8 protein-coding genes are annotated in these 23531 nt (G+C 64.7%); 7 read left to right on the top strand and 1 reads right to left on the bottom strand.

Annotated features, from left to right (window positions below):
• Window positions 1–392 precede the first annotated feature (392 nt).
• From DM374_RS09670 to DM374_RS09685, 4 genes are read left to right on the top strand one after another with little or no spacing between them, the layout of a single operon-like run.
• Window positions 393–1376 (top strand): helix-turn-helix domain-containing protein, encoded by a 984-nt coding sequence (locus DM374_RS09670; protein ID WP_225422468.1) that lies wholly within the window; start codon window positions 393–395, stop codon window positions 1374–1376.
• A 59-nt stretch (window positions 1377–1435) separates the two neighbouring features.
• A complete protein-coding gene (locus DM374_RS09675) occupies window positions 1436–2359 on the top strand; it encodes a SphA family protein (protein ID WP_110969637.1) in 924 nt (307 codons plus the stop codon).
• Between the two features lie 10 nt (window positions 2360–2369).
• Complete coding sequence (locus DM374_RS09680; protein ID WP_110969638.1) at window positions 2370–3584, top strand: MFS transporter; 1215 nt, start codon at window positions 2370–2372, stop codon at window positions 3582–3584.
• 25 nt (window positions 3585–3609) lie between these two features.
• Complete coding sequence (locus tag DM374_RS09685) at window positions 3610–5049, top strand: amidase (RefSeq protein WP_110969639.1); 1440 nt, start codon at window positions 3610–3612, stop codon at window positions 5047–5049.
• A gap of 172 nt (window positions 5050–5221) precedes the next feature.
• Here DM374_RS09685 and DM374_RS09690 read toward each other — a convergent pair whose 3' ends face one another.
• Complete coding sequence (locus DM374_RS09690; RefSeq protein ID WP_225422469.1) at window positions 5222–5464, bottom strand: hypothetical protein; 243 nt, start codon at window positions 5462–5464, stop codon at window positions 5222–5224.
• Window positions 5465–5961: 497 nt separating this feature from the next.
• Between DM374_RS09690 and DM374_RS09695 the strand changes: the two genes are divergently transcribed.
• The 3 genes from DM374_RS09695 to DM374_RS09705 all read left to right on the top strand — a co-directional run bounded on the left by DM374_RS09695 (window position 5962) and on the right by DM374_RS09705 (window position 23493).
• Window positions 5962–22227, top strand: a complete 16266-nt coding sequence (locus tag DM374_RS09695; RefSeq protein WP_110969758.1) for an autotransporter-associated beta strand repeat-containing protein — start codon at window positions 5962–5964, stop codon at window positions 22225–22227.
• A gap of 146 nt (window positions 22228–22373) precedes the next feature.
• A complete protein-coding gene (locus DM374_RS09700) occupies window positions 22374–22937 on the top strand; it encodes a hypothetical protein (RefSeq protein WP_110969640.1) in 564 nt (187 codons plus the stop codon).
• Window position 22938: 1 nt separating this feature from the next.
• Window positions 22939–23493 carry a nucleotidyltransferase family protein gene (locus tag DM374_RS09705; protein ID WP_110969641.1) on the top strand — a complete coding sequence of 185 codons (555 nt, stop codon included), beginning with the start codon at window positions 22939–22941 and terminating at the stop codon, window positions 23491–23493.
• Window positions 23494–23531 lie beyond the last annotated feature (38 nt).

Consider the following 23531-nt stretch of genomic DNA (forward strand, 5'->3'; position numbering starts at 1 on the left):
GTACCTTGAAGAATAATACCTATTGAATTCAGCTCCTTTCGCGCTGATACGACTCCTGTCTCCGCACCAGTACAGGTTCCAGTGAAAGCAGCCCAAATCTCTGGAAACCCCTTGAAACCTGCCTTCTGGCGGGTTTTTTCGTTATGGCGTTCCCTTGGGGGCCTGTTGTTTCAGGGGTAGCTTTGGGGATGCAGCCGCTTGAGGTGATCAAGAAGCACAGCCTGGCGCAGTCGAGTAAGCGTACGGCCTTGAAAATTCGATGATCCGCAAGGAATGGCAGCGTTCTGGCCCACTATCCATTTTCGGCAATTCCTCCTGTCCGCCCCGCCCTTGGGAGCGGAACTTGCTTCGGATGCGGTTCCCGCCTCAGCGTCTCGCAAATGGTTACCGATATGCTCACTCCCGATCTCTGCGCATCCTCGGCCGCTGGCATGCACCACCACCACACCACGGATGTAGAAGAACACGCCGAGCGCCTGCAGGGCTGGCAATTGCGATACGACCAGCTCACTTCCGGCCGCTTCAGCGGCACGATCAGTGAGTTGCGCCTGGACGGTATGCAACTGGTGCGCGATCGGGCCAATCAGGCAATGGTGAAGAACGGCTGTACCTGGGATGGTGCCATCAGTTTCAGCATGCCTCTGGCCAAGCATCAGGATGATTTCCACTGTGCCGGCCACTCCATCAGTGGCCATAACCTTCTGGTGGCTCGGGGGCAAAGCCTGCCAGAACTGCGTGCCCCGGCCGGACTGGATCTGCTCTGCGTGACCATCGACCAGCAGTTGCTGGAGCAGACCCTGCAACACCAAAACCATGGTTTCGACCTCCAGGCGCTGCCACGTTGTTACCGCCTGCACGACGGCGGTAGTCAGTTCGGGTTGATCACGCTGTTCCACAGTTTGTTCGACGAGACCAGCCTGCAGGCGCCGCTGCTGGATTACAGCGCGATTCGCGAAGGTATCCGCGACGCCGTACTGATGCACCTGCTTGATCTGTTGGACGAAGAAGACGTCCAGCCCCTCACGCCCAGCGCCCGCAAGCGCATGGTGGACCGCGCCCGGGAATACGCCCTGAGCAACCCCGACAGCCCGCCGTCGATTGTTGAACTGTGCAACCGCGTCGGTGCCAGCCGGCGCAAGTTGCAGTACTGCTTCCAGGAAACCCTGGGCATCAACCCTCTCGCTTATCTGCGCGCGCTGCGCCTCAACGCTGTGCACCGCGTCCTGCTCCAGGGCGATTCCGCACCGGTACAGGACGTTGCCGCCAGTTGGGGCTTCTGGCACTTGAGTCGTTTCGCCACCGATTACCGCCAATTGTTCGGCGAGCGACCCTCGGATACCCGGCGACGCAACCGCAACCGTGCTGATTTCGGATAACGTCCACGCCTTCCCCGGCGCCAGTCTCGTGGCACAACACGCCAACACCGGGGATCACGATGTACACCAACAACGCCAAGCTGCTTGCACTGCTCCTCTGCTCGTCCGCCTTGCTCGGCAACACCGCCTGGGCTGCTGAAAACGGCACGCCCACCACGCCCAACGGCGTCTACGACTTCGGTGCCGGTTTCACCCCTCCACCCACGCCCACCGGGACTTTCGGCCTGCGCACCGCGTTTTACTCTGCCAACCGGCTGATGGACGGCAACGGCGACAAGGCACCGGTGGATTTTTCCATTGATGTGCTGTCTATCGGCGCCGCCTACGTGCGCATGACCGGTCACGAACTGTTTGGTGCTCGTTACGGCTTTGCCGCAGTCCTGCCATTTTTCAGCATGGACGCTTCACTGGACGTCCCCACGCCGTTCGGTACGGTTTCCCGCGATGCACGCCTGTTTCGCCAGGCCGACGCCCAGATTATCCCGCTGATCCTGCAATGGACTCCGGCGCCAAACCTTGGAATCAACACCCAGTTGCAGATTCAGACGCCCACCGGCGACTACGACAAGGACCGTTTTGTGTCGCCGGGCCTGAACCACTGGACCGTTTCGCCGATTCTCAATGCCACGTGGATCAGCGAAAGCGGGCTGGAGTTGTCGTCGAGCTTCGAGCTGGATTTCAACACCCGCAACCGCGCCACCGACTACCGCAACGGTGTCGAGTACCGCCACGAATTCGCCGTCGGCCAGCACGTAGGGCCCTGGACTGTGGGACTCGGCGGATATTACTTCCGTCAACTGAGCGACGACGACGGTCCGAATCTCACCGATGGCAATCGCGCTCGCGTTATCGCTCTGGGCCCCGCCATCAGTTGGTTCAAACCAGGGCTGCCGCCGGTCTGGCTGCATGCCTACAAGGAGTTCGACGCTCGCAACCGGGCCGAGGGCTACACCGTTGCCCTGCGCTTCTCCCATAGTTTCTGAGGACATCCCGATGAATTCCCAAACCCGCGTAGCACGCCAGGCCAGTGCCGGGCGCGAGGGGGTCGTGCTGGTGCTCGGCAGCAGCTTGACCATCATGGGCGCAGTGATGGTGGCGCCTATCCTGCCCCGTTTGGCGGCTGAATTTGGCCCGATCGAACCGCGTGCCGATGTGCTGATTCCTTTGGCGATCACTGGCCCCGCCCTGGCCATCGCCCTGTTCGCGCCACTGGCCGGTTGGTTTGCCGACCGTATCGGGCGGAAAACACTGCTGATCGTCGCGACCCTGCTTTACGCACTGCTCGGCGCATTACCGGCGCTGCTCGACGACCTGGGCTCAATCGTCGCGTCGCGGCTGCTGTTCGGCTGTGCCGAAGCCGCGATCATGACCTGCTGCGCCACCCTGATTGCCGACTACTGGCAGGGCGAGCAACGAATGCGCTTGGTCAATTACCAGGTGGTGGGCATCGGTCTGGTAGGTGCGTTGTTCTTTGTCATCGGCGGCGTGGCGGGCGAGCACGACTGGCGCATGCCCTTTTATCTCTACCTGTTGCCGCTGTTGCTGGTGCCGCTCATGAGCCGGCTGCTGTGGGAGCCGCAAAGCCGCCAGCACGCCGCTCCGCAGCCTGAAGACCAGCGTACTGCCGTGGGCAGCGTAGCGCTCGGTTACCTGCTGATCTTCGGCGGCATGCTGCTCAACTTCGTGGTTCCGGTGCAGACGCCTGCGCTGCTGGTGAGCATCGGTGTCACCTCCAGCACCTTGATAGGACTGGCCGCTGGCCTCGGCCTGCTGGCGACCCTGGTCGGCTCGCTGCTGTGGCCCCTGTCCCGCAGCTGTCTTGGCGTTCGCGGCAGTAATGCGCTGTTGCTGACCCTGCTGGCCGTCGGGTTGTGGTGGCTGGGCGAGGCCCGAAGCTACAACAGCGTGCTCTTGGCGGTGTTTATCCACGGTATCGGCGCCGGGCTGCTGGTGCCCAACGCCATGGCGCCGGTGATGAATGCCCTCAGCGCCCGTGCCCGAGGCCGTGGCCTCGGTGGCTTCACTGCCGGTCTGTACCTCGGCCAGTTCGCCAGCCCGCTATTGGTCATTGCCCTTGCCGGTGGCGACCACAACCTGCGCGGCGCCATCCACTGGCTGGCTTTTGCGAGCCTCGTCGCTGCCTTGGCCTGGGCCATCTGCGGAGCGCTGAAGCGTCCGTCTTGTTCCATCGACAACAACGCCCACTGAACACCGGCCTGACCTGAGGATCACCATGTACGACATTCAAGCCCTGCTGGATCAGCACGACGCCACCGGCCTTGCCGGCCTGGTCAATAGCGGTGAAATCAGCCGCCGCGAACTGCTGGAGGCCAGCATCGTCCGCCTGGAACAGGTGGAGCCGCGACTCAACGCTGTCGCCGAGAAACTCTACGACAGCGCCCGCCGCGCGCGAGCGGTGGAAGGCCCCTTTGCCGGGGTGCCTACGTTGACCAAAGACCTGTTTTCTCCTCTGGCCGAGGCGCGGATGACCAACGGCTCGCTAGCCCTTGGCGAGGCTCGCCCCGGTCTGGATGATGCAGTGGTCAGCCGCCTGCGAGAGGCCGGTTGTCAGTTCATTGGCACCAGCACCTCACCAGAATTCGGCACCTCATATACCACTGAGTCGACTCGCTTTGGCGCCACCCGCAACCCCTGGGACACCGACCGCAGTGCCGGCGGTTCCAGCGGTGGGGCTGCCGCTCTGGTAGCTGCCCGGGTAGTGCCCTTCGCTCATGGCAACGACGGCGGCGGCTCGCTACGGGTGCCTGCTTCCTGTTGCGGGGTGTTTGGCCTCAAGCCGAGCCGCGGGCGTATGCCTTGCGGCCCACTGGTAGGCGAAGGTTGGGCCGGGATGGGCACGCCCCATGCCATCACCCTGTCGGTGCGCGACAGTGCCGCTTTGCTCGACATCACCGCCGGCGCCGACCTTGGCGCGCCCTATGCAGCGCCGTGGCAGGACATGCCCTTTGTCGACACCTTGCACCAGCCGCACCGTCCGCTACGCATTGCTTTAGTCGAGCACCTGGCCCCCTGGACCAGCAGCCCGCAGGCGCTGGAGGCGGTACGCCATACCGCGCGTCTGTGCGAATCGCTGGGGCACGTAGTGGAGCCCGCGATGCTGCCGGTGCAGCCGCTGGGATTTCTGGACAAGGTGTTCGATGTAATCGGCGCGAGTACTCGCAGCTATCTCGATCTGCTCGGTGAGTTGCGCGGGCAGCCGGTTCCCGATGAGGAACTGGAACCGCGGACCCGGATTATCCTGCGGGAGAAGGGGGGAATCAGCGGCGCGACCTACGCCAGTGCCGTGGAAAGTATCCATGCACTGGGCCGGCAGTTGGCCCGCTTCATGGAGAACTATGATTTGGTTCTGACGCCGACCCTGACCCGCGAACCCCCCTTGATCGGCAGCCTCGATCGCTTCGACGACCGGCTCGACCTCGCCACGTTGATCGAGGACTTCCACAGCTATTCGCCGTTCACCGCGCTGTTCAACGCCAGCGGCCAGCCTGCGATGTCGGTGCCGCTTTACTGGACGCCGGGCGGCTTGCCGATCGGTTCGCATTTCGCCGGGCGTTTCGCCGAGGAAGGCACCTTGCTGGCGCTGGCTGCGCAACTGGAACTGGCCCAGCCATGGGCGGGGCGGGTTCCACCTGTCAATGCCGTTCGGAGCTGAATCCTTCTCAGGTCCAAAGGCATTCGCCCGCAATAGCGGGCGAATGCCTTTGGACTCATCGTCTCACTCTTGCACACCCATCCCGCCATTCCCTGCGAGGAAGCCTTGTTGCACGCATGGATGCTGATAGGTCGCAAAACCGGTGCTCGATGATCAGCGGGTTGGTTGCCTCCTAAACAACCCTGAACTGCTGCAGCGCAGCCATCATGCCGACCAACGCGACGGCCAGGCCGATGATCGCGGTGATATCAGCCTGCCGGGTATCACGGAGCCAGGAACCTTTTTGAGGATACCGTCCGAGCGTGATGAGTTTCACGAGGGGCCAGCCGAGGGGGTAGAACAAGGCCCGGAGAACAGGGGCAATGAGTTCGAAGAACAGGGATGACAAGAAGTCGAGCATGTAGGTGCTTTCCATGGCTGATGTCGAAACGATATCTCAACCATGACCGGCAAACCATGCATTGAGTGGATGGTTATTCGGTCGAATAGGCGGCAATTCAAAACCATCCATTCGGTCAGGTTTGTAACATTCAGACACAAATTCCCGCATCACCCTGAATACAAACCTTTTTCTAACCACTCCTACCGTTCGTCGGCTCAAGACCACGCCCCACATCGGTTTCATCTCGCGAAACCGGCTACTAATCAGGAAGTATTAATACTAAGTGAACGTACGAATTGTCCGACGTGGATCCAATTTTTCGGCTACAAATTCACCCCAAATGGAACCAGTAGTCGCCAAGGTCAGGCTGTTCGACGCGCAGTGTGTGTATTTCCAAGGGGGCTTATCTCGACACCCCACACGCATTCAGTAACGGATATGCCTGGCCCACGAAGGAGTCGCCCGTGGTCAGACAGTTCGGCAAAAAAACCTTTCAAGCTCGCTTTGCTCCGCTTCCGCTGGCCATCAGCATGGCAGCGGCCGGCGCGCTTTCCGGATTGCTCAGCCCGCAGGCGCTGGCGGCCTGTGTCACGTCTGTCCCCACCACCACTTGCACTGGTGTCACCGTTGGTCTGGTGAGCTCGGCCAGCAACCAGACATATAACGTGGACAACGGCGCGCAGATCTACACGGGTTTGGTGGATCTGGTGAACGCGGTGTCGCTCACGGGAACTGGCGTCACTTTCAACAACTCCGGGAAAATCGACCCGTCGCTGGTGGGGCTGGTGTCGCTTACCACCGCGCTCAATATCAGCAATGCGGCTGGCAGTACTGTCACCGTCAACAACCTCGCGACTGGCCAGATTCTGGGGACCTCGTCGCTGTTGTCGGCTAGCCTGCTCGGGCTGGGCGGGGTTGGCCTGGTGGTGCAGAACGGCGCCAGCGGTACGACCACCCTGACCAACAGTGGACTGATCAGCGGTACCGCTCTGGCGAGTGCTGCCGTGCTGCCGGAAGACATGGCGGTGATCGCGCTGCGTGGTGGTGCGAAGAACGTCATTCTCAACAACGGCATCATCACTGGCCGAGTGGCCATGCAGGCCTCCGCCGCAGGCAACGTCTTTACCAACAACGCTACCGGCGTCGTCAACGGCAGTATCAACCTTGGCGCTGGAAATGCTGCCAACACCTTCAATGCCATTACCGGATCGACAATGGGCGCGGGGTCGGGCGTCGGTGTTGACCTGGGGGTTCTGGGGGGACTGGGTATCAACTACGTGCCTGCCGGCATCGTCAACGGCGGTACCGTCAACAACGGCAACGTCCTGAATCTGCAGAACGCCGTTGGTGGCGGTTCGGGGTCCATTGGTTTAGGCAATATCGACGGCACCAAATACCTCAACTTCAGTAATCTGAACGTCCAAAGCGGTACCTGGACGTTGCTTAACCGGTTGTTCCCCGTTGCGACTACCAACGGGGCAGTGCAACTCACTGGCGGCGTGTTGAGGGTCGACGCCAACGCGCTGATCGGCGCCACGGTGACTGCCAATGGCGGCGGTCTGGATGCTGCAGCCAACAACACCACGGTAAGCAACGGCATCACCCTTGGCGCCAATGGCCTGAGGGTTTCCAACGCCAGCAATACCCTGACCCTGTCTGGCGTACTTACAGGTAGCGGTGCCCTGACCAAGAGCGGTGCCGGCACCCTGATACTCACCGGAGCCAACAACTACACCGGCGGCACTGTCCTCGCGGGCGGTACGGTTCAGTTGGACAATATCGCGGCACTGGGCACTGGCTCGATCATCGTCAACAGCGCGTCCACGCTGCAAAACACTACCGGGATTGCTCTCACCAGCGGCATGACGCTCACTGCCGGATTGAGCATTGCTGGCTCCAACGCGCAGACCCTGAGCGGTACCCTGAGCGGCACCGGAGCCCTCAGCAAGACCGGCGCGGGCGACCTGATCCTCAACGGTGTCAACGGCTTCACCGGCGGCTTCAACCTCGCGGCCGGCAAGGTCATCCTCGGCAATGATTTTGCCGTCGGCAGCGGTCTCATCACTGCGAGCAACACCACTACTCTGGATAGCACTGCCCTCCGTACCCTGACCAACAACCTGGCCCTCAACGGCGCCCTGACCGTCACCGGTACCAACGACCTGATCCTCAACGGCCAGACCAGCGGCACCGGCAGCCTGCTCAAGACCGGCGCGGGCACCACGCTGACCCTCAATGGCGCGAACAATCACAGCGGCGGCGTGACCCTCAGCGCGGGCAGCCTGATCGTGGGGCACAATCTCGCCCTGGGCACTGGCACGCTGACGGTGGGCGCTGCGACCAGCGTCGACGCCAACACTGCTGTCACCCTGACCAACAACATCGCCATGGGCACCAACGCCCTGACCCTGCTCAACAATAACGCCATGAAGCTCGGCGGTACCATCACGGGTTCCGGTAGTGGCGGTGTGGTCAAAACCGGTGCGGCCGACCTGACCCTCAGCGGCAACAACACCTTCAGCAGTGGCGTGAAACTGCAGAGCGGCAAGCTGATCATCGGCCACAACAGTGCGCTGGGCACTGGCGTGCTGTCCGCATCGGCGGGCACGACCCTGGATACCGATGCCGCGTGGGTGGTGAGCAACATCGTCAATGTGGCGGGGAATTTCAGCATCGCTGGCAGCAATGCCCTGACACTCACTGGCGCGATCACCGGCGCCGGTTCGCTGACCAAAGACGGTGCGGCGAGCCTGACCCTTAGCGGTGTCAACAACTTCCTCGGTGGCGTAAGCCTGAATGCCGGCACGCTGATCGCCGGCTCCACTAAAGCGCTGGGCAACGGCGCGCTGACTGCGGCAGCCGGCACTACCCTCGATGCCAGCACCGCGGTGACCCTGGCCAACATCGTCAACCTGAACGGCGACCTGAAGATCGGCGGCAACGCCAACCTTGGCCTCAGCGGGACCATCAGCGGTACCGGTGGTCTGATCAAGAATGGCAGTGCTGACCTGACCCTCAGCGGTACCAACAATTACCAAGGCAACACTCAACTGAACGCCGGGCGCCTGGTGCTCGGCAATGCCGGCGCTCTCGGCCAACGCGAGTTGGTCGCGTCCGGCGGCACCACGCTGGATGTCAGTTCCGCACTGACCCTGAACAATGCAGTCACCGCCAACGGTTTGCTGAACATCGGCGGCTTCGCGGACCTCACCCTCACGGGCGTGGTAGACGGTGCGGGTGGCCTGGTCAAAAACGGCGCCTCCAACCTGACCCTGACCGGCGTCAACACCTACCTGGGTGGCACCATCCTGAACGCCGGGACCCTGACCGTGGCCAACGCGGCCGCGCTGAGCAGCGGTGACCTGACTGTCGGAGGCGCCGCCACCCTCGCGGCCACCGGTCCGCTGGGCAACGCCATTCACCTCAACAGCACCTTGACCACCCCGGTCACCGGTTCCCTGGCTCTCACTGGCGTGATCGATGGCGCCAGCAGCCTGACCAAGACGGGCGCGGGCGTCTTGCTGTTGTCCGGCAACAACAGCTACGGCGGTGGCACGGAACTGAACAGCGGCATCCTGAGTCTGGGCAGCAACACTGCGCTGGGTACCGGCACACTGAGCACGGCCAACGGCACCACCCTGAACGCCCTCGCGGCCCTGACCGTCGGCAACGCCATCAGCCTGACCGGCAATCTCAACCTGCCGGGCACCAACGATCTGACCCTGACTGGCAGCATCAGTGGCGCCGGCGGCCTGACCAAGACCGGCACCGCCAGCCTGACCCTGAGTGGCAATAGCACCTACCTGGGCAACACCAACCTCAACGCCGGCACGCTGGTGCTCGGCAGCAACACTGCGCTGGGCGTCGGCATCCTGAATACGGCGGCGGGCACCGGGCTGGATTCGAATGCAGCGGTGGCCATCGACAATCAGGTCAACCTCGGCGGCATCCTGTATGTCGGCGGAAGTGACAACCTGCGTCTGAATGGCGTGGTCGCCGGCGTCGGCCGGATCTCCAAGGACGGCGCGGCCACGCTCACGCTCAATGGGGCGAACACCTACACGGGCGGTACCGTGCTCAATGCCGGTGTGCTCCAAGTGGGCAACGCCCAGGCGCTGGGGAGCAGCACGCTGATCGTCGGCGGCACCTCGACTCTCGACAGCACTACAGCGCTCAATATTGGCAACCGCCTCAGCCTTGGCGCTGACCTGACCATCGGCGGCAGCAACAACCTCGGCCTGACCGGCGTGATTACCGGCAATGGCGGCCTGATCAAGAACGGTGTGGCTGACCTGACCCTCAGCAACGTCAACACCTACGTCGGCAATACCGTGCTGAACGTCGGCAGGCTGATGCTCGGTAACGCCAGCGCGCTGGGGCAGGGCGCTCTGGTCGCGGCGGCGGGCACCACCCTGGATGCCAGCACGGCGCTCGCGCTGGGCAATGCGGTCACCCTCAACGGCGCCGTCAATGTTGGCGGTACCTTCGACCTGAACCTTCAAGGCGTGGTCGGCGGTACTGGCGGCCTGATCAAGAACGGCAACGCCAACCTGACCCTGAGTGGCGCTAACGCCTTCCAGGGCGGCACCACCCTGAACAACGGCACCCTGACTGTCGGCAGCGGCCTGGCACTGGGCACCGGCGACCTGACTGTCGCCGGCGTCGCCAACCTCGCCAGCGCGGGCGCGCAAGCCATTGCCAATGCGATTCACCTGAACGCCGGCCTGATCCTGCCGGGCAGCGCCAACCTGACCCTCAACGGTGTGATCGACGGCGCCGCCGGGCTGACCAAGTCCGGCACCGGCAGCGTGATCCTCAACGGCGCCAACACCTACACCGGCGGCACCGTCCTCAACAGCGGCAACCTGGTACTCGGCGCCACCACCGCCCTGGGCAGCGGCAGCCTCACCGCGAATGGCGGTTCGCTGGACGCCAACAAAGTCCTTAGCGTCGCCAACGGCATCACGGTCACCGGCAATCTGAATGTGTTGGGCAGCAATGACCTGACCCTCACCGGCGACATCGCCGGCACCGGCGGCCTGACCAAGTCCGGCGGCGCGACCCTGGTTCTGTCCGGCAACAACACTTACCAAGGCAACACCAACCTCAACGCCGGCATCCTGAAACTGGGCAGCAGCGGCGCGCTGGGTTCGGGCACCCTGAATACTGCGGCGGGCACCACGCTGGATGCCACCACCGCCCTGACGCTCACCAACCTGGTCAATCTGGGCGGCAACACTGCAATCGGCGGCAGCGCCGACCTCGCGCTCAATGGCGTGGTCAGCGGCACAGGCGCGCTGATCAAGCAGGGCAGCGCGACCCTGAGTCTGAACGCCGCCAATACCTACACGGGCGGCACCAACCTGCAGGGCGGCACCCTGCAACTGGGTAACAGCCTGTCCCTGGGCACTGGCGCGTTGAACGTCAACGGCGCCGGCACCCTCGACAGTACCACCGCGATCAACCTGGCCAACCAGGTCAACCTGAATGCCGCCCTGACCATCGGCGGCAGCGCCGACCAGACCCTCAGCGGCGTCATCGGCGGCAATGGCAGCCTGATCAAGGCCGGCGCGGGCAATCTGACCCTGACCGGCGTCAACACCTACGCTGGCGGCACCACCCTGGCCGCAGGCACCCTGACCCTCGGCAATGCCTTGGCGCTGGGTAGCGGCGCGCTGAAGCTGAACGTCAGCGGCGCGGCCAACCTTGACACCACCTCGGCATTCGCGCTGGGCAACGCTATTACCCTGGGCGCCAACCTGACCCTGGTCGGCCACAGCGACCTGACCCTCAACGGCGTCATCGACGGTGCCGCAGGCCTGGTCAAGACCGGCGCGGGCAACCTGACCCTGAACGGCGTCAACACCTACGTCGGCGGCACCACGCTGGCTGCCGGCACCCTGACCCTCGGCAACGCTGCGGCGCTGGGCAGCGGCACGCTTAACGTGAGCGGCGCGGCGACCCTGGACAACAGCGCGGCGTTCGCGCTGGGCAACGCCATTGCACTGGGCGCCGACCTGACCCTGGCGGGCAACAATGCCCTGACCCTGGGCGGTGTGATCAGCGGCACTGGCGGTCTGATCAAGACCGGCCTGGCTGACGTGACCCTGAGCGGTGCCAACACCTTCACCGGCGCGCTGAACATCCTGTCCGGCAGCGTGACCACCGTCGGCACCGGCGCGCTCGGCAACACCTCGCTGGTGAATGTTGGCGCTGGCGCCAACCTCAACCTGGGCGCCAGCGGCAGCGTCGGCACCCTCGGCGGCAGCGGTGCGATCAACCTCGGCACCGGCGCCAACCTGAGCGTCGGCACCGGCAATCTCAGCGGCGTCTTCAATGGTGCGCTGAACGGCAATGGCGGCCTGATCAAGGTCGGCAACGGCAGCCTGGAACTCGCCGGCATCAACGTCTACACCGGCAACACCCAGATCAACGGCGGCGTGCTGAACGTCACCGGTTCGGTCGCCAGTGGCGTGGTGCAGGTCAACAGCGGCGGCACCCTGACCGGCAGCGGCTCGCTGGCGGGCGCGGTTTCCGTGGCCGATGGCGGTCACCTGGCGGCCAACAGCGGCGCCAACCTGAGCCTCGGCTCACTGGTGCTGAGCGGCAATTCCAACCTCGACATCGGCCTCGGCTCGCCGTCCACCGGTGGCAGCCCGCTGATCACCGTAGGCGGCAACCTGACCCTCGACGGCAACCTGAACGTCAGCGACATCGGCGGCTTCGGCGCCGGTATCTATCAGATCATCAACTACACCGGCACGCTCACCGACAACGGTCTCGTCCTCGGCACCCTGCCGAGCGGCGTGCAGGCGGGCGACCTGGAAGTGCAACTGGCGATCGCCAACCAGGTCAACCTGCTGGTAGGCGGCGCCAACGGCAGCGTGCTGTTCTGGGACGGTACCGGTCTGCTCGGCGACGGCACCATTCAGGGCGGCAACGGTGTGTGGGACGCCCTCACCACCAACTGGACCACCGTCAACGGCACCGGCAACCGCGACTGGAGCAGCAACTTCGCAGTGTTCCAGGGCGCGGCGGGCACGGTCGCGGTCAACGGCACCCAGACCGTTACCGGTCTGCAGTTCGTCACCGATGGCTATGTACTCAACAGCGGCATTGCGGGCCAGTTGAACCTGGTCAACAACGACAGCGGTACCGCCACCGTGCGTGTCGATCCGGGCCGCACCGCGACCCTGAACCTCGGCCTCAGCGGCAGCGGTCTGCTGAACAAAGCCGACAGCGGCACCCTGGTGCTCAACGGCAACAACAGCTACACCGGCGGCACCCGGCTCAGCGGCGGCACCCTTGTCGTGGGTAACAACTTCGCGCTGGGCAGCGGCCTGCTGACCACCGCCAACAACACCACGCTGGACAGCAACACCGCCGTCACCCTGGGCAACGGCATCAGCCTGCTCGGCGCGCTGAACATTGCCGGCAGCAACCCGCTGACCCTCGACGGTGTGATCAATGGCGCCGGCAGCCTGGTCAAGAATGGCAACGGCAGCCTGACCCTCAACGGCGTCAACGGTTATGTTGGCGGCACCACTTTGAATGCCGGCAGTCTGGTGCTGGGCAACAACCTGGCTCTGGGCAGCGGCACGCTGCACGTGGCCGGTGCCGGTACGCTGGACAACAGCGCCGCGCTGACCCTGGCCAACCTGATCGACCTGGGCGCGACCCTGACCCTGGCCGGCAGCAACGACCTGACCCTCAACGGCACCGCCAGCGGTGCGGGCGGGCTGGTGAAGAACGGCGCGGGCAACCTGACCCTCAATGGCGTCAACACCTATGTCGGTGGCACCACCCTGGCTGCCGGTGGCCTGATCCTCGGCAACGGCGGTGCGCTGGGCAGCGGCGTCCTCAATGTCACCGGCGCCTCGAGCTTGAGCAGCGGCAGCGCGCTGACGCTGGCCAATGGCGTCAATCTCGGTGCCGACCTCACCCTGCCGGGCAGCGCCAACCTGACCCTGAACGGCGTGGTCAGCGGCACTGCTGGTCTGAACAAGACCGGCAGCGGCACGCTGGTACTGAACAACGTCAACACGTTCCAGGGCAATACCACCCTGGCCGGCGGCACCCTGGTCGTCGGCACCCTGGTCGTCGGCAACAACGGCGCGCTGGGCTCCGGCCAAGTTAACGCGGCGGACGGCACGACCCTCGACAGCAACAGCGCCGTGACCCTGGCGAACAACCTCAATGTCCTCGGCGGCCTGAACATCGGCGGCAGCAACAACCTGACCCTGACCGGCCTTATCAACGGTGCTGGCGGCCTGATCAAGAATGGCGCCGGTGTCCTGACCCTGACCGGCAACAACGGCAACCTCGGCGATACCGCGCTCAACGCCGGCACTCTGGTGTTGGGCAGCGATACCGCGCTGGGCCTGGGCGCCCTGAATGCGGCCGCGGGTACCGCCCTCGGCAACACCGGTTCCACGGTGCTGGGCAACGCAATCAATGTTACCGGTAACCTGAATCTGATCGGCCTCGCCGATCTGACCCTCAATGGTGTGGTCAACGGTGCCGGTGGCCTGACCAAGAACGGCAGCGCCAACCTGACCCTCAACGGCATCAACGGCTACCTGGGCAATACCGGCCTCAACGGCGGTACCCTGACCCTGGGCAACAACCTCGCCCTCGGCCTTGGCGCGCTGAACATCGGCGGCGCGGCGACCCTGGCCAGCTCCACCGCAGTGATCCTCGCCAACGCCGTCAACCTCGGCGCCAACCTGACCCTCAACGGCGGCAATGACATCACCCTCAACGGTGTGGTGGGCGGCAGTGGCGGTCTGACGAAAACCGGCGCGGGCGTGCTCACCCTCACCGGTGCCAACAGCTATGGCGGTGCCACCAACCTGGCGGCCGGCACCCTGGTGCTGGGCAACAACACCGCGCTGGGCAACGGCACGCTCAATGTCACCGGCGCATCGACCCTGGACAGCAACGCCACTGTCACCGTCGGCAACGCCGTCAACCTGGGCGCCAACCTGACCGTGGCCGGCAGCAATGACCTGGGCCTGCGCGGCAACGTCACCGGCGCGGGCACGCTGATCAAGAACGGCGCGGGCATTCTGGCCCTGTCGGGCACTAACACCTATCAGGGCGGCACCCAGTTGAACGCCGGTACCCTGGCACTCGGTTCCGCCACGGCGCTGGGCAGCGGAAAACTCACCGCCGCCGGCGGTACGCTGCACAACACCACCGACCTCAGCCTGGCCAATGCCCTGACCCTCACCGGCAACCTGACCCTGGCCGGCGCGCAGAAGCTGGTGCTCAACGGCGTGATCGACGGCGCCGGCAGCCTGAGCAAAAACGGTACGGCTGATCTGACCCTGAGCAACACCAACACCTACACCGGCGGCACCACCCTCAACGGTGGCAAGCTGATCCTCGCCACCAACGGTGCTCTGGGTACCGGCGACCTGACCGCGAACAACAACGTCGCGCTGGATAACAGCATCGCCGTGGCGCTGGCCAACAACGTGCACCTGCTGGGCGCGCTGGGCATTGGCGGCAGCGCCGACCTGACCCTCAATGGCACGGTCGATGGTGCGGGACAACTGACCAAGAATGGCGCGGGCGTCCTGACCCTCAACGGCAATAACAGTTACGCCGGCGGTACCACCCTCAACGCAGGCGGCCTGATAGTCGGCCAGAATGGCGCGCTGGGCACTGGCGCCCTGCAGGTCAACGGCCCTTCGAGCCTCAACAGCAGCAACAGCGCCGTGGTACTGGGCAACAACGTGGCGCTCAACGCCAACCTTGCCGTCAACGGCGCCAACGATCTGGGCCTGAGTGGCGTGATCAGCGGCGGCGGTCAACTGGTCAAGTCCGGCACCGGCACCCTGGTGTTGACTGGCGCCAACGGCACCTGGACCGGCGGTACCGTTCTGAACGGCGGCACCCTGTCGATCAACAACAGCGGTGCGCTGGGCACCGGCGTGCTGACCGCCAACGGCACCGCAACTCTGCTCAACACCCAGGCGCTGATCCTTGCCAATGCCATCGTGGTCAACGGTGATCTGACCCTGAACACCGCTGGCGCGCTGACCTATGCCGGCCAACTGAGCGGTAGCGGCAATTTGATCAAGGCTGGCGCCGACGATCTGGTCTTGACCGGCAACAGCAGTTTCACCGGTACCTGGGACATCACCAGCGGTAACGTTACGTCCCTCGGCGCCAATGCGCTGGGTACTCCGGGCCTGGTCAACATCGGCGGGGGCAGCGCCCTCAATATCAACGGCAACACTAGCGTTGGTTCGCTGACCGGCTCCGGTTTCACCAACATTGGTCTCGGCAGCACCCTGTCGCTGGGAGGTACGGGTGCCGACAGCGTGTTCGCCGGTTCCTTCGGCGGCGATGGCGGGCTGAGGAAGGTTGGCGCCGGTGTGCTGGAACTGAGCGGGTTCAGCAACCTGTCCGGTGCAAGTCAGGTCACCAATGGCACCCTGAACGTCACCGGTGCCCTGAGCGGTGGCAACCTCACCGTCAGCTCCGGCGCGACACTGACCGGTACCGGTTCGGTCGGCGGCCTCGTCCGTATTGAGAACAACGGCCATTTGGTCGGCACCAGCGGCAGTCAACTGAGCCTCGGCTCGCTGACACTCGCGCCAAACGCCCAGGTCGATGTCGCCCTCGGCTCGCCGGTTACCGGCAGCAATACGTTGTTCAATGTGGCCGGTAACCTGACCCTCGACGGCACGCTGAACATCACCGATGCCGGCGGCTTCGGTAACGGTCTCTACCGTCTGTTCGAATACAGCGGCGGGCTGGTGAACAACACCCTTGTCATCGGCAACCGGCCGGACGGTGTGAGTCTTCTCGAACTGCAACTCCAGGTTATCCCCGGGCAGGTCAACGTGGGTGTCGCCTCGACGAACCTGATCCTGCAGTTCTGGGACGGCGCCGGGACGGTGCCCAACGGCAGCATCGAAGGTGGCAGCGGCGTGTGGGACACCACCAACACCAACTGGGCCCTTATCGACGGCCTGACCAACGAGCCCTGGCTCAACCAGTTTGCGATCTTCCAGGGCAGCGCGGGCGTGGTCACTGTCGATGCGTCGGGCAATACCAATGGCATGATGACCGTCGACGGTATGCAATTCATGACCGACGGCTACGTGCTCACGGGCGATGCACTGAACGCAGTCAACCGCAATGGCGGCACGTTCGCCGTGCGTGTCGACCCGAATGTCACCGCGATGCTGGAGCTGGATGTCAACGGCACCGGCACCCTGAACAAGCTGGACACCGGCACCCTGATACTCAATGGCAACAACGGCTACACCGGCGGCACCCGGCTCAGCGGCGGCACCCTCGTGGTCGGCAGCAACAGTGCCTTGGGCACCGGCGATCTGACGACTGCCACCGGCACTACGCTGGACAGCAACAAGGCAGTGGCCCTGGCCAACAACATCGCTGTTACCGGCAACCTGAACCTGGCGGGCAGCAACGCGCTGGCCCTCAACGGTGTGATCAGCGGCAGCGGCCGTCTGGCCAAGAATGGCAGTGGCGTCCTGACCCTCGGCGGCGTCAACACCTTCCTCGGCCCGCTGGCACTGAATGCTGGCACCTTGGTGCTTGCCAACGACGGTGCGCTGGGCCAAGGCGCCCTCAACGCCGCCAACGGCACGCAACTGGATGTCAGTTCGGCAAGGACAGTGGCCAACACCGTCAACCTCGCCGGTAACCTGGCCGTGCTCGGCAGCAACGACCTGACCCTCAATGGTCTGGTCAACGGTGCCGGCAGCCTGGTCAAGCAAGGCAACAAAACCCTGAGCCTGAATGGCGTCAACGGCTTCACCGGCGGGCTCAACCTGCAAGCCGGCAAACTGCGCCTGGGCAACGCTGGCTCGCTGGGCAGCGGCACCCTGACGGTGAGCGGCCTGTCGTCGCTGGATACCAGCAGCGCCTTGTCCCTGGCCAACAACGTGCACCTGCTCTCGGCGCTGAGCCTGGACGGCATCAACGACCTGACGCTGAACGGTGTGATCGACGATACCGGCAGCCTCAGCGGCGGCCGCTTGATCAAGAACGGTGCGGCTCGTCTGTCCCTTAATGGCGCGAACACCTTCACCGGCGGCCTCGCCCTCAACGGCGGCAACCTGACCCTGGGCAATGCTGGTGCCCTGGGCACCGGCACGCTGAGCGTCACCGGTATCTCGCAACTGGACACCACCAGCGTGCTGACCGTGGCTAACAACGTCGATGTTGGCGGCACCCTGACAGTGGCCGGCAGCAACGACCTGACCCTGTCCGGCGTGGTCAGCGGCAACGGCACCCTGAACAAGGACGGCCTGAACAACCTGACCCTGACCGGCGCGAACACCTTCGGCGGGATTCTCAACATCCGCTCCGGGCGTCTGACAGCCAACAGCGGTTCGCTGGGTACTCCGTCGCAGATCAACCTGAGCAGCGGCGCTGACCTCAACCTCGCCGGCAACCTCAGCCTGGGCGATCTGGATGGCGCGGGTACCGTCGATATCAATAACGGCACCACCCTGTCGGTCGGCAACGGCACCTTCGCCGGCAACCTGAGTGGCACCGGTGCCTTCGACAAGAACGGCACCGGCACCCTGACCCTCACGGGCACCAGCACCCACAGCGGCGCCACCACCGTCAGCGGCGGTAGCCTGATGGTCGACGGCAGCCTCGCCAGCAACACGGTCACGGTTGCCAACAACACCTCGCTGGGCGGCAACGGCGACCTCGCCGGCACCGTCACCGTGGCCAACGGCGGCAACCTGGTGCTCAAAGGCGGCGACACCCTCAATGTCGGTTCGCTGGTGCTGAACGACACCTCCAACGTCAACGCCAGCCTCGGCGCGGCGCTGGCGGGTCAGCCTTCGCTGGTCGACATCGCCGGCGACCTGACTCTGGACGGCAAGCTCAACATCACCGATGCCGGCGGCTTCGGCTCCGGCGTCTATCGCCTCATGAGCTATACCGGCGCCCTGACCGACAACGGCCTGGACCTGAACACCCTGCCGGGCACCGTGCAGGCCGGCAATGCGCTGCTGCAGACCGTGGTCAACAACCAGGTCAACCTGGTGGTTGGCGGCCCCGACACCGTGCTGTTCTGGGACGGCGGCCAGATCGTCGGCAACGGTGCGGTGGATGGTGGCTACGGCGTCTGGGATGTGACCAACAGCAACTGGACCGATGCCAACGGCACCGTCAACCGCGCATGGAACGACACCTTCGCGGTATTCCAGGGCACCGCAGGCACGATCACCGTCAACGGCTCGCAGACCCTCGGCGGCTTGCAATTCGTCAGCGATGGCTATGCGCTCAACGGCGGTATCGGCGGCGAACTGCTGACCAGCGGCACCACCAACATCCGGGTCGACAGCGGCAGTACCGCGACCCTGGGCGTGGCGATCAATGGCAGCGGCACCCTGACCAAACTCGACAACGGCACCCTGGTACTCAACGGCGCCAACGGCTACACCGGCGGCACCGCGCTGAACGGCGGCACCCTGGTGGTGGGCAACAACGCTGCGCTGAGCAGCGGTGACCTGACCGCCGCAGCCGGCACCACCCTGGACAGCAACACCGCGGTGAGCCTGGCCAACAACGCCATCCTCAACGGTGCGTTGGCCATCGGCGGCAGCAACGCCCTGACCCTCAATGGTGTGGTCAGTGGCGCCGGCAGCCTGGTCAAGAATGGCAACGCCAACCTGACCCTCAACGGTGTCAACACTTACGGCGGCGGCACCACCCTCAACGCCGGCACCCTGACCCTGGGCAACAACGGCGCGCTGAGCACCGGCAACCTCAGCGTCACCGGCGCCTCGACCCTCGACAGCAGCGGCGCGCTGCAACTGGGCAACGCCATCAACCTCGGTGCCCAACTGACCCTGGCCGGTGTGCAGAACACCACCTTGAGCGGCGCCATCACTGGCACCGGCAGCCTGGTCAAGAACGGCAACGGTTCGCTGGTGCTGAGCGGCGCCAACACCTACAGCGGCGGTACCACGATCAACGCTGGCAGTGTCAGCGGCGATACCACCAGCCTGCAGGGCGCGATCGTCAACAACGCGGCACTGACTTTCGAGCAGAACGCCAACGGCAGCTACACCGGCAACCTCACCGGCACCGGCAGCCTGACCAAAAACGGTACCGGCCAACTGTTGCTCACCGGCAACAGCGGCTTCACCGGCAACACCACGGTCAACGCCGGCAGCCTGGTCAACAACGGCACCCTGGCCAGCAGCAACGTGCAGGTCGCCAGCGGCGCCAGCCTTGGCGGTAGCGGCACCTACAGTGGCACTGTCAGCCTGGCCGACGGCGCCACCCTGAATGCTGGCAGCGCGACCGCGCCGCTGTCGGTTGGCAACCTCAACCTGTCGTCGGGCACCAACCTCGACTTCGCTCTGGGCGCGCCGAATGGTTCCACCACCATCGTCCAGGTGGCCGGCAACCTGGTGCTCGACGGTACGCTGAACATCAGCAACGCCGGCGGCTTCGGTCAGGGCGTCTACCAACTGTTCACCTACGGCGGCAGCCTGACCGACAACGGCCTGGTCTACGGCACCCTGCCAGGCACCACCGTGCCGGGCGACCTGACCCTGCAGACCGCCATCGCCAACCAGCTCAACCTGGTGATCGGCGGGACCAGCCTGCAATTCTGGAACGGCGGCAAGACCAACCCGGACGGCTCCATCAGCGGCGGCGACGGTACCTGGGATTCGAGCACCAACTGGACCAACGCCAGCGGCAGCAGCAACGCCGGCTGGACCAGTCAGTTCGCGGTCTTCGGCGGCGCCAGCGGCAAGGTCACCGTGGCCGGTCAGCAATCGTTCACCGGCATGCAGTTCCTTACCGATGGCTATAACGTCGTCGCTGGCACAGGCGGTGCACTGGCACCGGTCAATGCCGCCGACGGTAGTCTGGCTGCGGTACGGGTCAACAGCGGCACCACGACCATTTCGGCGCCGCTGGTCGGCACCGGCGGTATCGAGAAACTCGACTCCGGCACGCTGTACCTGACCGGTGCCAATACCTACAGCGGTGGCACCACCGTCAGCGGCGGCACCCTGATGGGTAACACCACCAGCCTGCAGGGCAACATCCTCAACAACGCCAGCCTGGTGTTCCAGCAGGATGCGTCCGGGCAGTTCAACGGGACCCTCAGCGGCACCGGCACCACCATCAAGCAAGGCACTGGCGATCTGTTGCTGGTCGGCAACCAACCGACCAACGGCGCGTTCGACGTCAACCAGGGCACGCTGATCGTCGGCAACGCGGCCAACCCGGGGACCGTACTCGGTGCCCAGGTTACCGTCGCCAACGGCGCCACCCTGACCGGTACCGGCAGCGTCGGTTCGCTGGTCAACCACGGCACCGTGGCGACTGGCGCCGGTGGCAACAACCTGAGCGTGGCGGGCAACTTCACCAACGCCAGCGACGGCACCTTGGCTATCACTGTCACGCCGACCGTGACCAACTACCTCAACGTCGGCGGCACCGCCAACCTGGGCGGCAGTCTGCAAGTGCTGGGGCTGGGTAACTACACCGGCGACACCACCTACACCCTGGTTTCGGCCACGGGCGGTGTGAGCGGCACCTTCGCCAGCAACAACCTGAGCAGCCTGCTGTTCCTCAGCTCGGCGCTCAACTACGACGCCAACAACGTCACGCTGTCGGTTGCGCGTAACGGCGTCGCCTTCGCTGACGTTGCCGAAACCAGCAACCAACGTGCGGTGGCCGCAGCCCTTGATAGCGCAGCGGCTCCGGCCAGCCTGCGCAGCACCATCATCAGCGGCGATCGCGAGACGGCGGTGAAGGCCTTCGACAGCCTGTCCGGCGAGATCCACGCCAGCACCGCCAGCGTGCTGATCGAGGATTCGCGCTACATCCGCGACGCGGTCAACGACCGTATGCGCCAGGCCAGTTGCAGCGACGAGCAGGACCCGCGCCGCGCACTCGCACCAAGCGGCAACCAGCAGACCACCGGTCAAGGTTGCAATGGCGAGGGCGTGGGCTGGATCCGTGCCGTCGGCGGCTGGGGTGACTTCGACGGCGGCCATAACGCGGCCGACATCGACCGTGACCTGTCCGGTTTCCTGATCGGCTTCGACAACAGCCTCAACGACGAATGGCGCCTGGGTATCGCCGCCGGTTACACCAACAGCAGCATCAACGCCAAAGGCAAAGGGCAGGACGCCTCGGTGGACAGCTACCACCTGACCACCTACCTGAGCTACCAGATGGACGCCTTCGCCGCACGTGTCGGCGCCGGCTACACCTGGCACGACATCGACAGCAAGCGTTACGTCGAAGCGGGCAGCTACAACGACCGCCTCAAAGCCAGCTACAAGGCACGTACCGCTCAGGTGTTCGGTGAAGTGGCGTACACCATCGATGCCGGTGGCGTTGCGCTGGAACCGTTCGCAGGTCTGGCTTACGTCAACTACGACAGCGACAAGGCCCATGAGAAAGGCGGGGTAGGGCGTCTGGAAGCCAGTACGGATCAGGACGCGACCTTCTCCACCGTCGGCCTGCGGGTTGGCAAGGCGTTCGCGCTGGACAACGGCAGCACCCTGACGCCACGCGGCAGCATCGGCTGGCGGCATGCCTTCGGCGACACCAAGCCGGATGCGGACCTGCGCTTCATCGAAGGTGGCGCCGGCTTCAGCAGCGAGGGCGTACCGATTGCACGGGATGCTGCGGTGGTCGAGGCGGGCGTGGACCTGAGTGTTGGCAAGGCCGGCAAGCTGGGTCTGGGGTACTCGGGCCAACTGGCCAGCGAGAACCGCGACCATGCGGTGACCGTGAGCTTCAGTCTGGGCTTCTGATGTAAACCTTGGGGCCCAATCGCGAGCAAGCTCGCTCCTACAGGAATCTCAGCCTCCTGTAGGAGCGAGCTTGCTCGCGAAGGGCCGCAACCCCGTCCCATTTGCGGTATCGTCCGGCTCTCAATCCGTCCATCCAGGGTCGCCGCATGGCGCGTTTCTACGTCACCCTCAGCCTTCTGCTCTACCTCCTGGCCCTCTGCTTCGACGCCGTCCAGCTCAGCGGCGGCAACGTCATGACCTCTCTGCAAGTCCTCCTCCAGGGCCCGTGGGGCATCGTTTTCGGCCTGTTCGGCTGGTTCGCCAATCCCTTGTTTGGTCTTGCCCTGCTGGTGCGTCGCCGCTGGCGCTGGCTGTCATTGCTGCTCGGTCTCTGGGCGCTGCACCTGGCGGTCATCAGCCATGGCATCCAGCGCCTGCCGGACAACATCAACTACAGCTTCCACGACGTCACCGGATTCGCCGTCGGCTACTACTTGTGGGCCCTCGGCATCGCCGCGTTCTGCGCCGGCCAGGCCTGGTGGTGCAGCCGCGGACGGGCTGTCGAAGTCCCACGATGGGGCCTGCCGGACGGCGGGCTGGCGGTGCTGTTGCTGGTAGTGGTGATGATCGGCCTGCGGGATGAAAACCTGCGTTTCGACCTCGACAAACTCTTCGATATGCCGCCGTCCTCGTGGGACATCCAGACCCCGCGGCGCAACGAGTCGATCTAGCATGCCGAGCGAACAGGACATCATCGACATTGCGCTGGAAAACCCGGGCAACGCCGCCTTGCTGGCCATCCTCAAGGACCTCGACCTGCCGCAAGGCATGCTGGTTGCCGGCTGCCTGTTCCAGGCGCTGTGGAACCGCAGGTCCGGCCGCCCGCCGGACTGGGGCGTGAAGGATTACGACGTGGCCTACTTCGACGAAGACCTGTCATGGGAAGCCGAGGACCGGGTCATCCAGCGGGTGCGCGAGGCCTGTGGCGCGCTGGCGGACAAGGTCGAGGTGCGCAACCAGGCGCGGGTGCACCTCTGGTATGAAGCGCGGTTCGGCGCGCCCTATGCACCGCTGCGCAACGTGACCGATGGCATCGATCGCTACCTGGTGTGTTCGACCTGCGTGGGCCTGGATGTGCGCAGCGAAACGTTGTACAGCACCCACGGGCTGGACGATCTGCGTGCGGGGGTGTTGCGCAGTAATCCGCTGAATCATCAGCCGGAGATGTTTCTGCGCAAGGCCCGCAGTTATCAGGAACGCTGGAACTGGCTGACCATCGCGGGCTGAGTGTGCGGGGCGGGCAAGCCCGCCACCAGACCACCGCA

Origin of the sequence: Pseudomonas huaxiensis, assembly GCF_003231275.1 — a bacterium.
In the GTDB taxonomy this organism is placed as follows: Bacteria; Pseudomonadota; Gammaproteobacteria; order Pseudomonadales; family Pseudomonadaceae; genus Aquipseudomonas; species Aquipseudomonas huaxiensis.

What these genes read in the sequence shown, in the direction of transcription:
- DM374_RS09685 (WP_110969639.1), top strand. Translation starts at nt 3,610, where the DNA reads ATGTACGACATTCAAGCCCTGCTGGATCAGCACGACGCCACCGGCCTT.
- DM374_RS09695 (WP_110969758.1), top strand. Translation starts at nt 5,962, where the DNA reads ATGGCAGCGGCCGGCGCGCTTTCCGGATTGCTCAGCCCGCAGGCGCTG.
- DM374_RS09675 (WP_110969637.1), top strand. Translation starts at nt 1,436, where the DNA reads ATGTACACCAACAACGCCAAGCTGCTTGCACTGCTCCTCTGCTCGTCC.
- DM374_RS09670 (WP_225422468.1), top strand. Translation starts at nt 393, where the DNA reads ATGCTCACTCCCGATCTCTGCGCATCCTCGGCCGCTGGCATGCACCAC.
- DM374_RS09680 (WP_110969638.1), top strand. Translation starts at nt 2,370, where the DNA reads ATGAATTCCCAAACCCGCGTAGCACGCCAGGCCAGTGCCGGGCGCGAG.
- DM374_RS09700 (WP_110969640.1), top strand. Translation starts at nt 22,374, where the DNA reads ATGGCGCGTTTCTACGTCACCCTCAGCCTTCTGCTCTACCTCCTGGCC.
- DM374_RS09690 (WP_225422469.1), bottom strand. Translation starts at nt 5,464, where the DNA reads ATGGAAAGCACCTACATGCTCGACTTCTTGTCATCCCTGTTCTTCGAA.
- DM374_RS09705 (WP_110969641.1), top strand. Translation starts at nt 22,939, where the DNA reads ATGCCGAGCGAACAGGACATCATCGACATTGCGCTGGAAAACCCGGGC.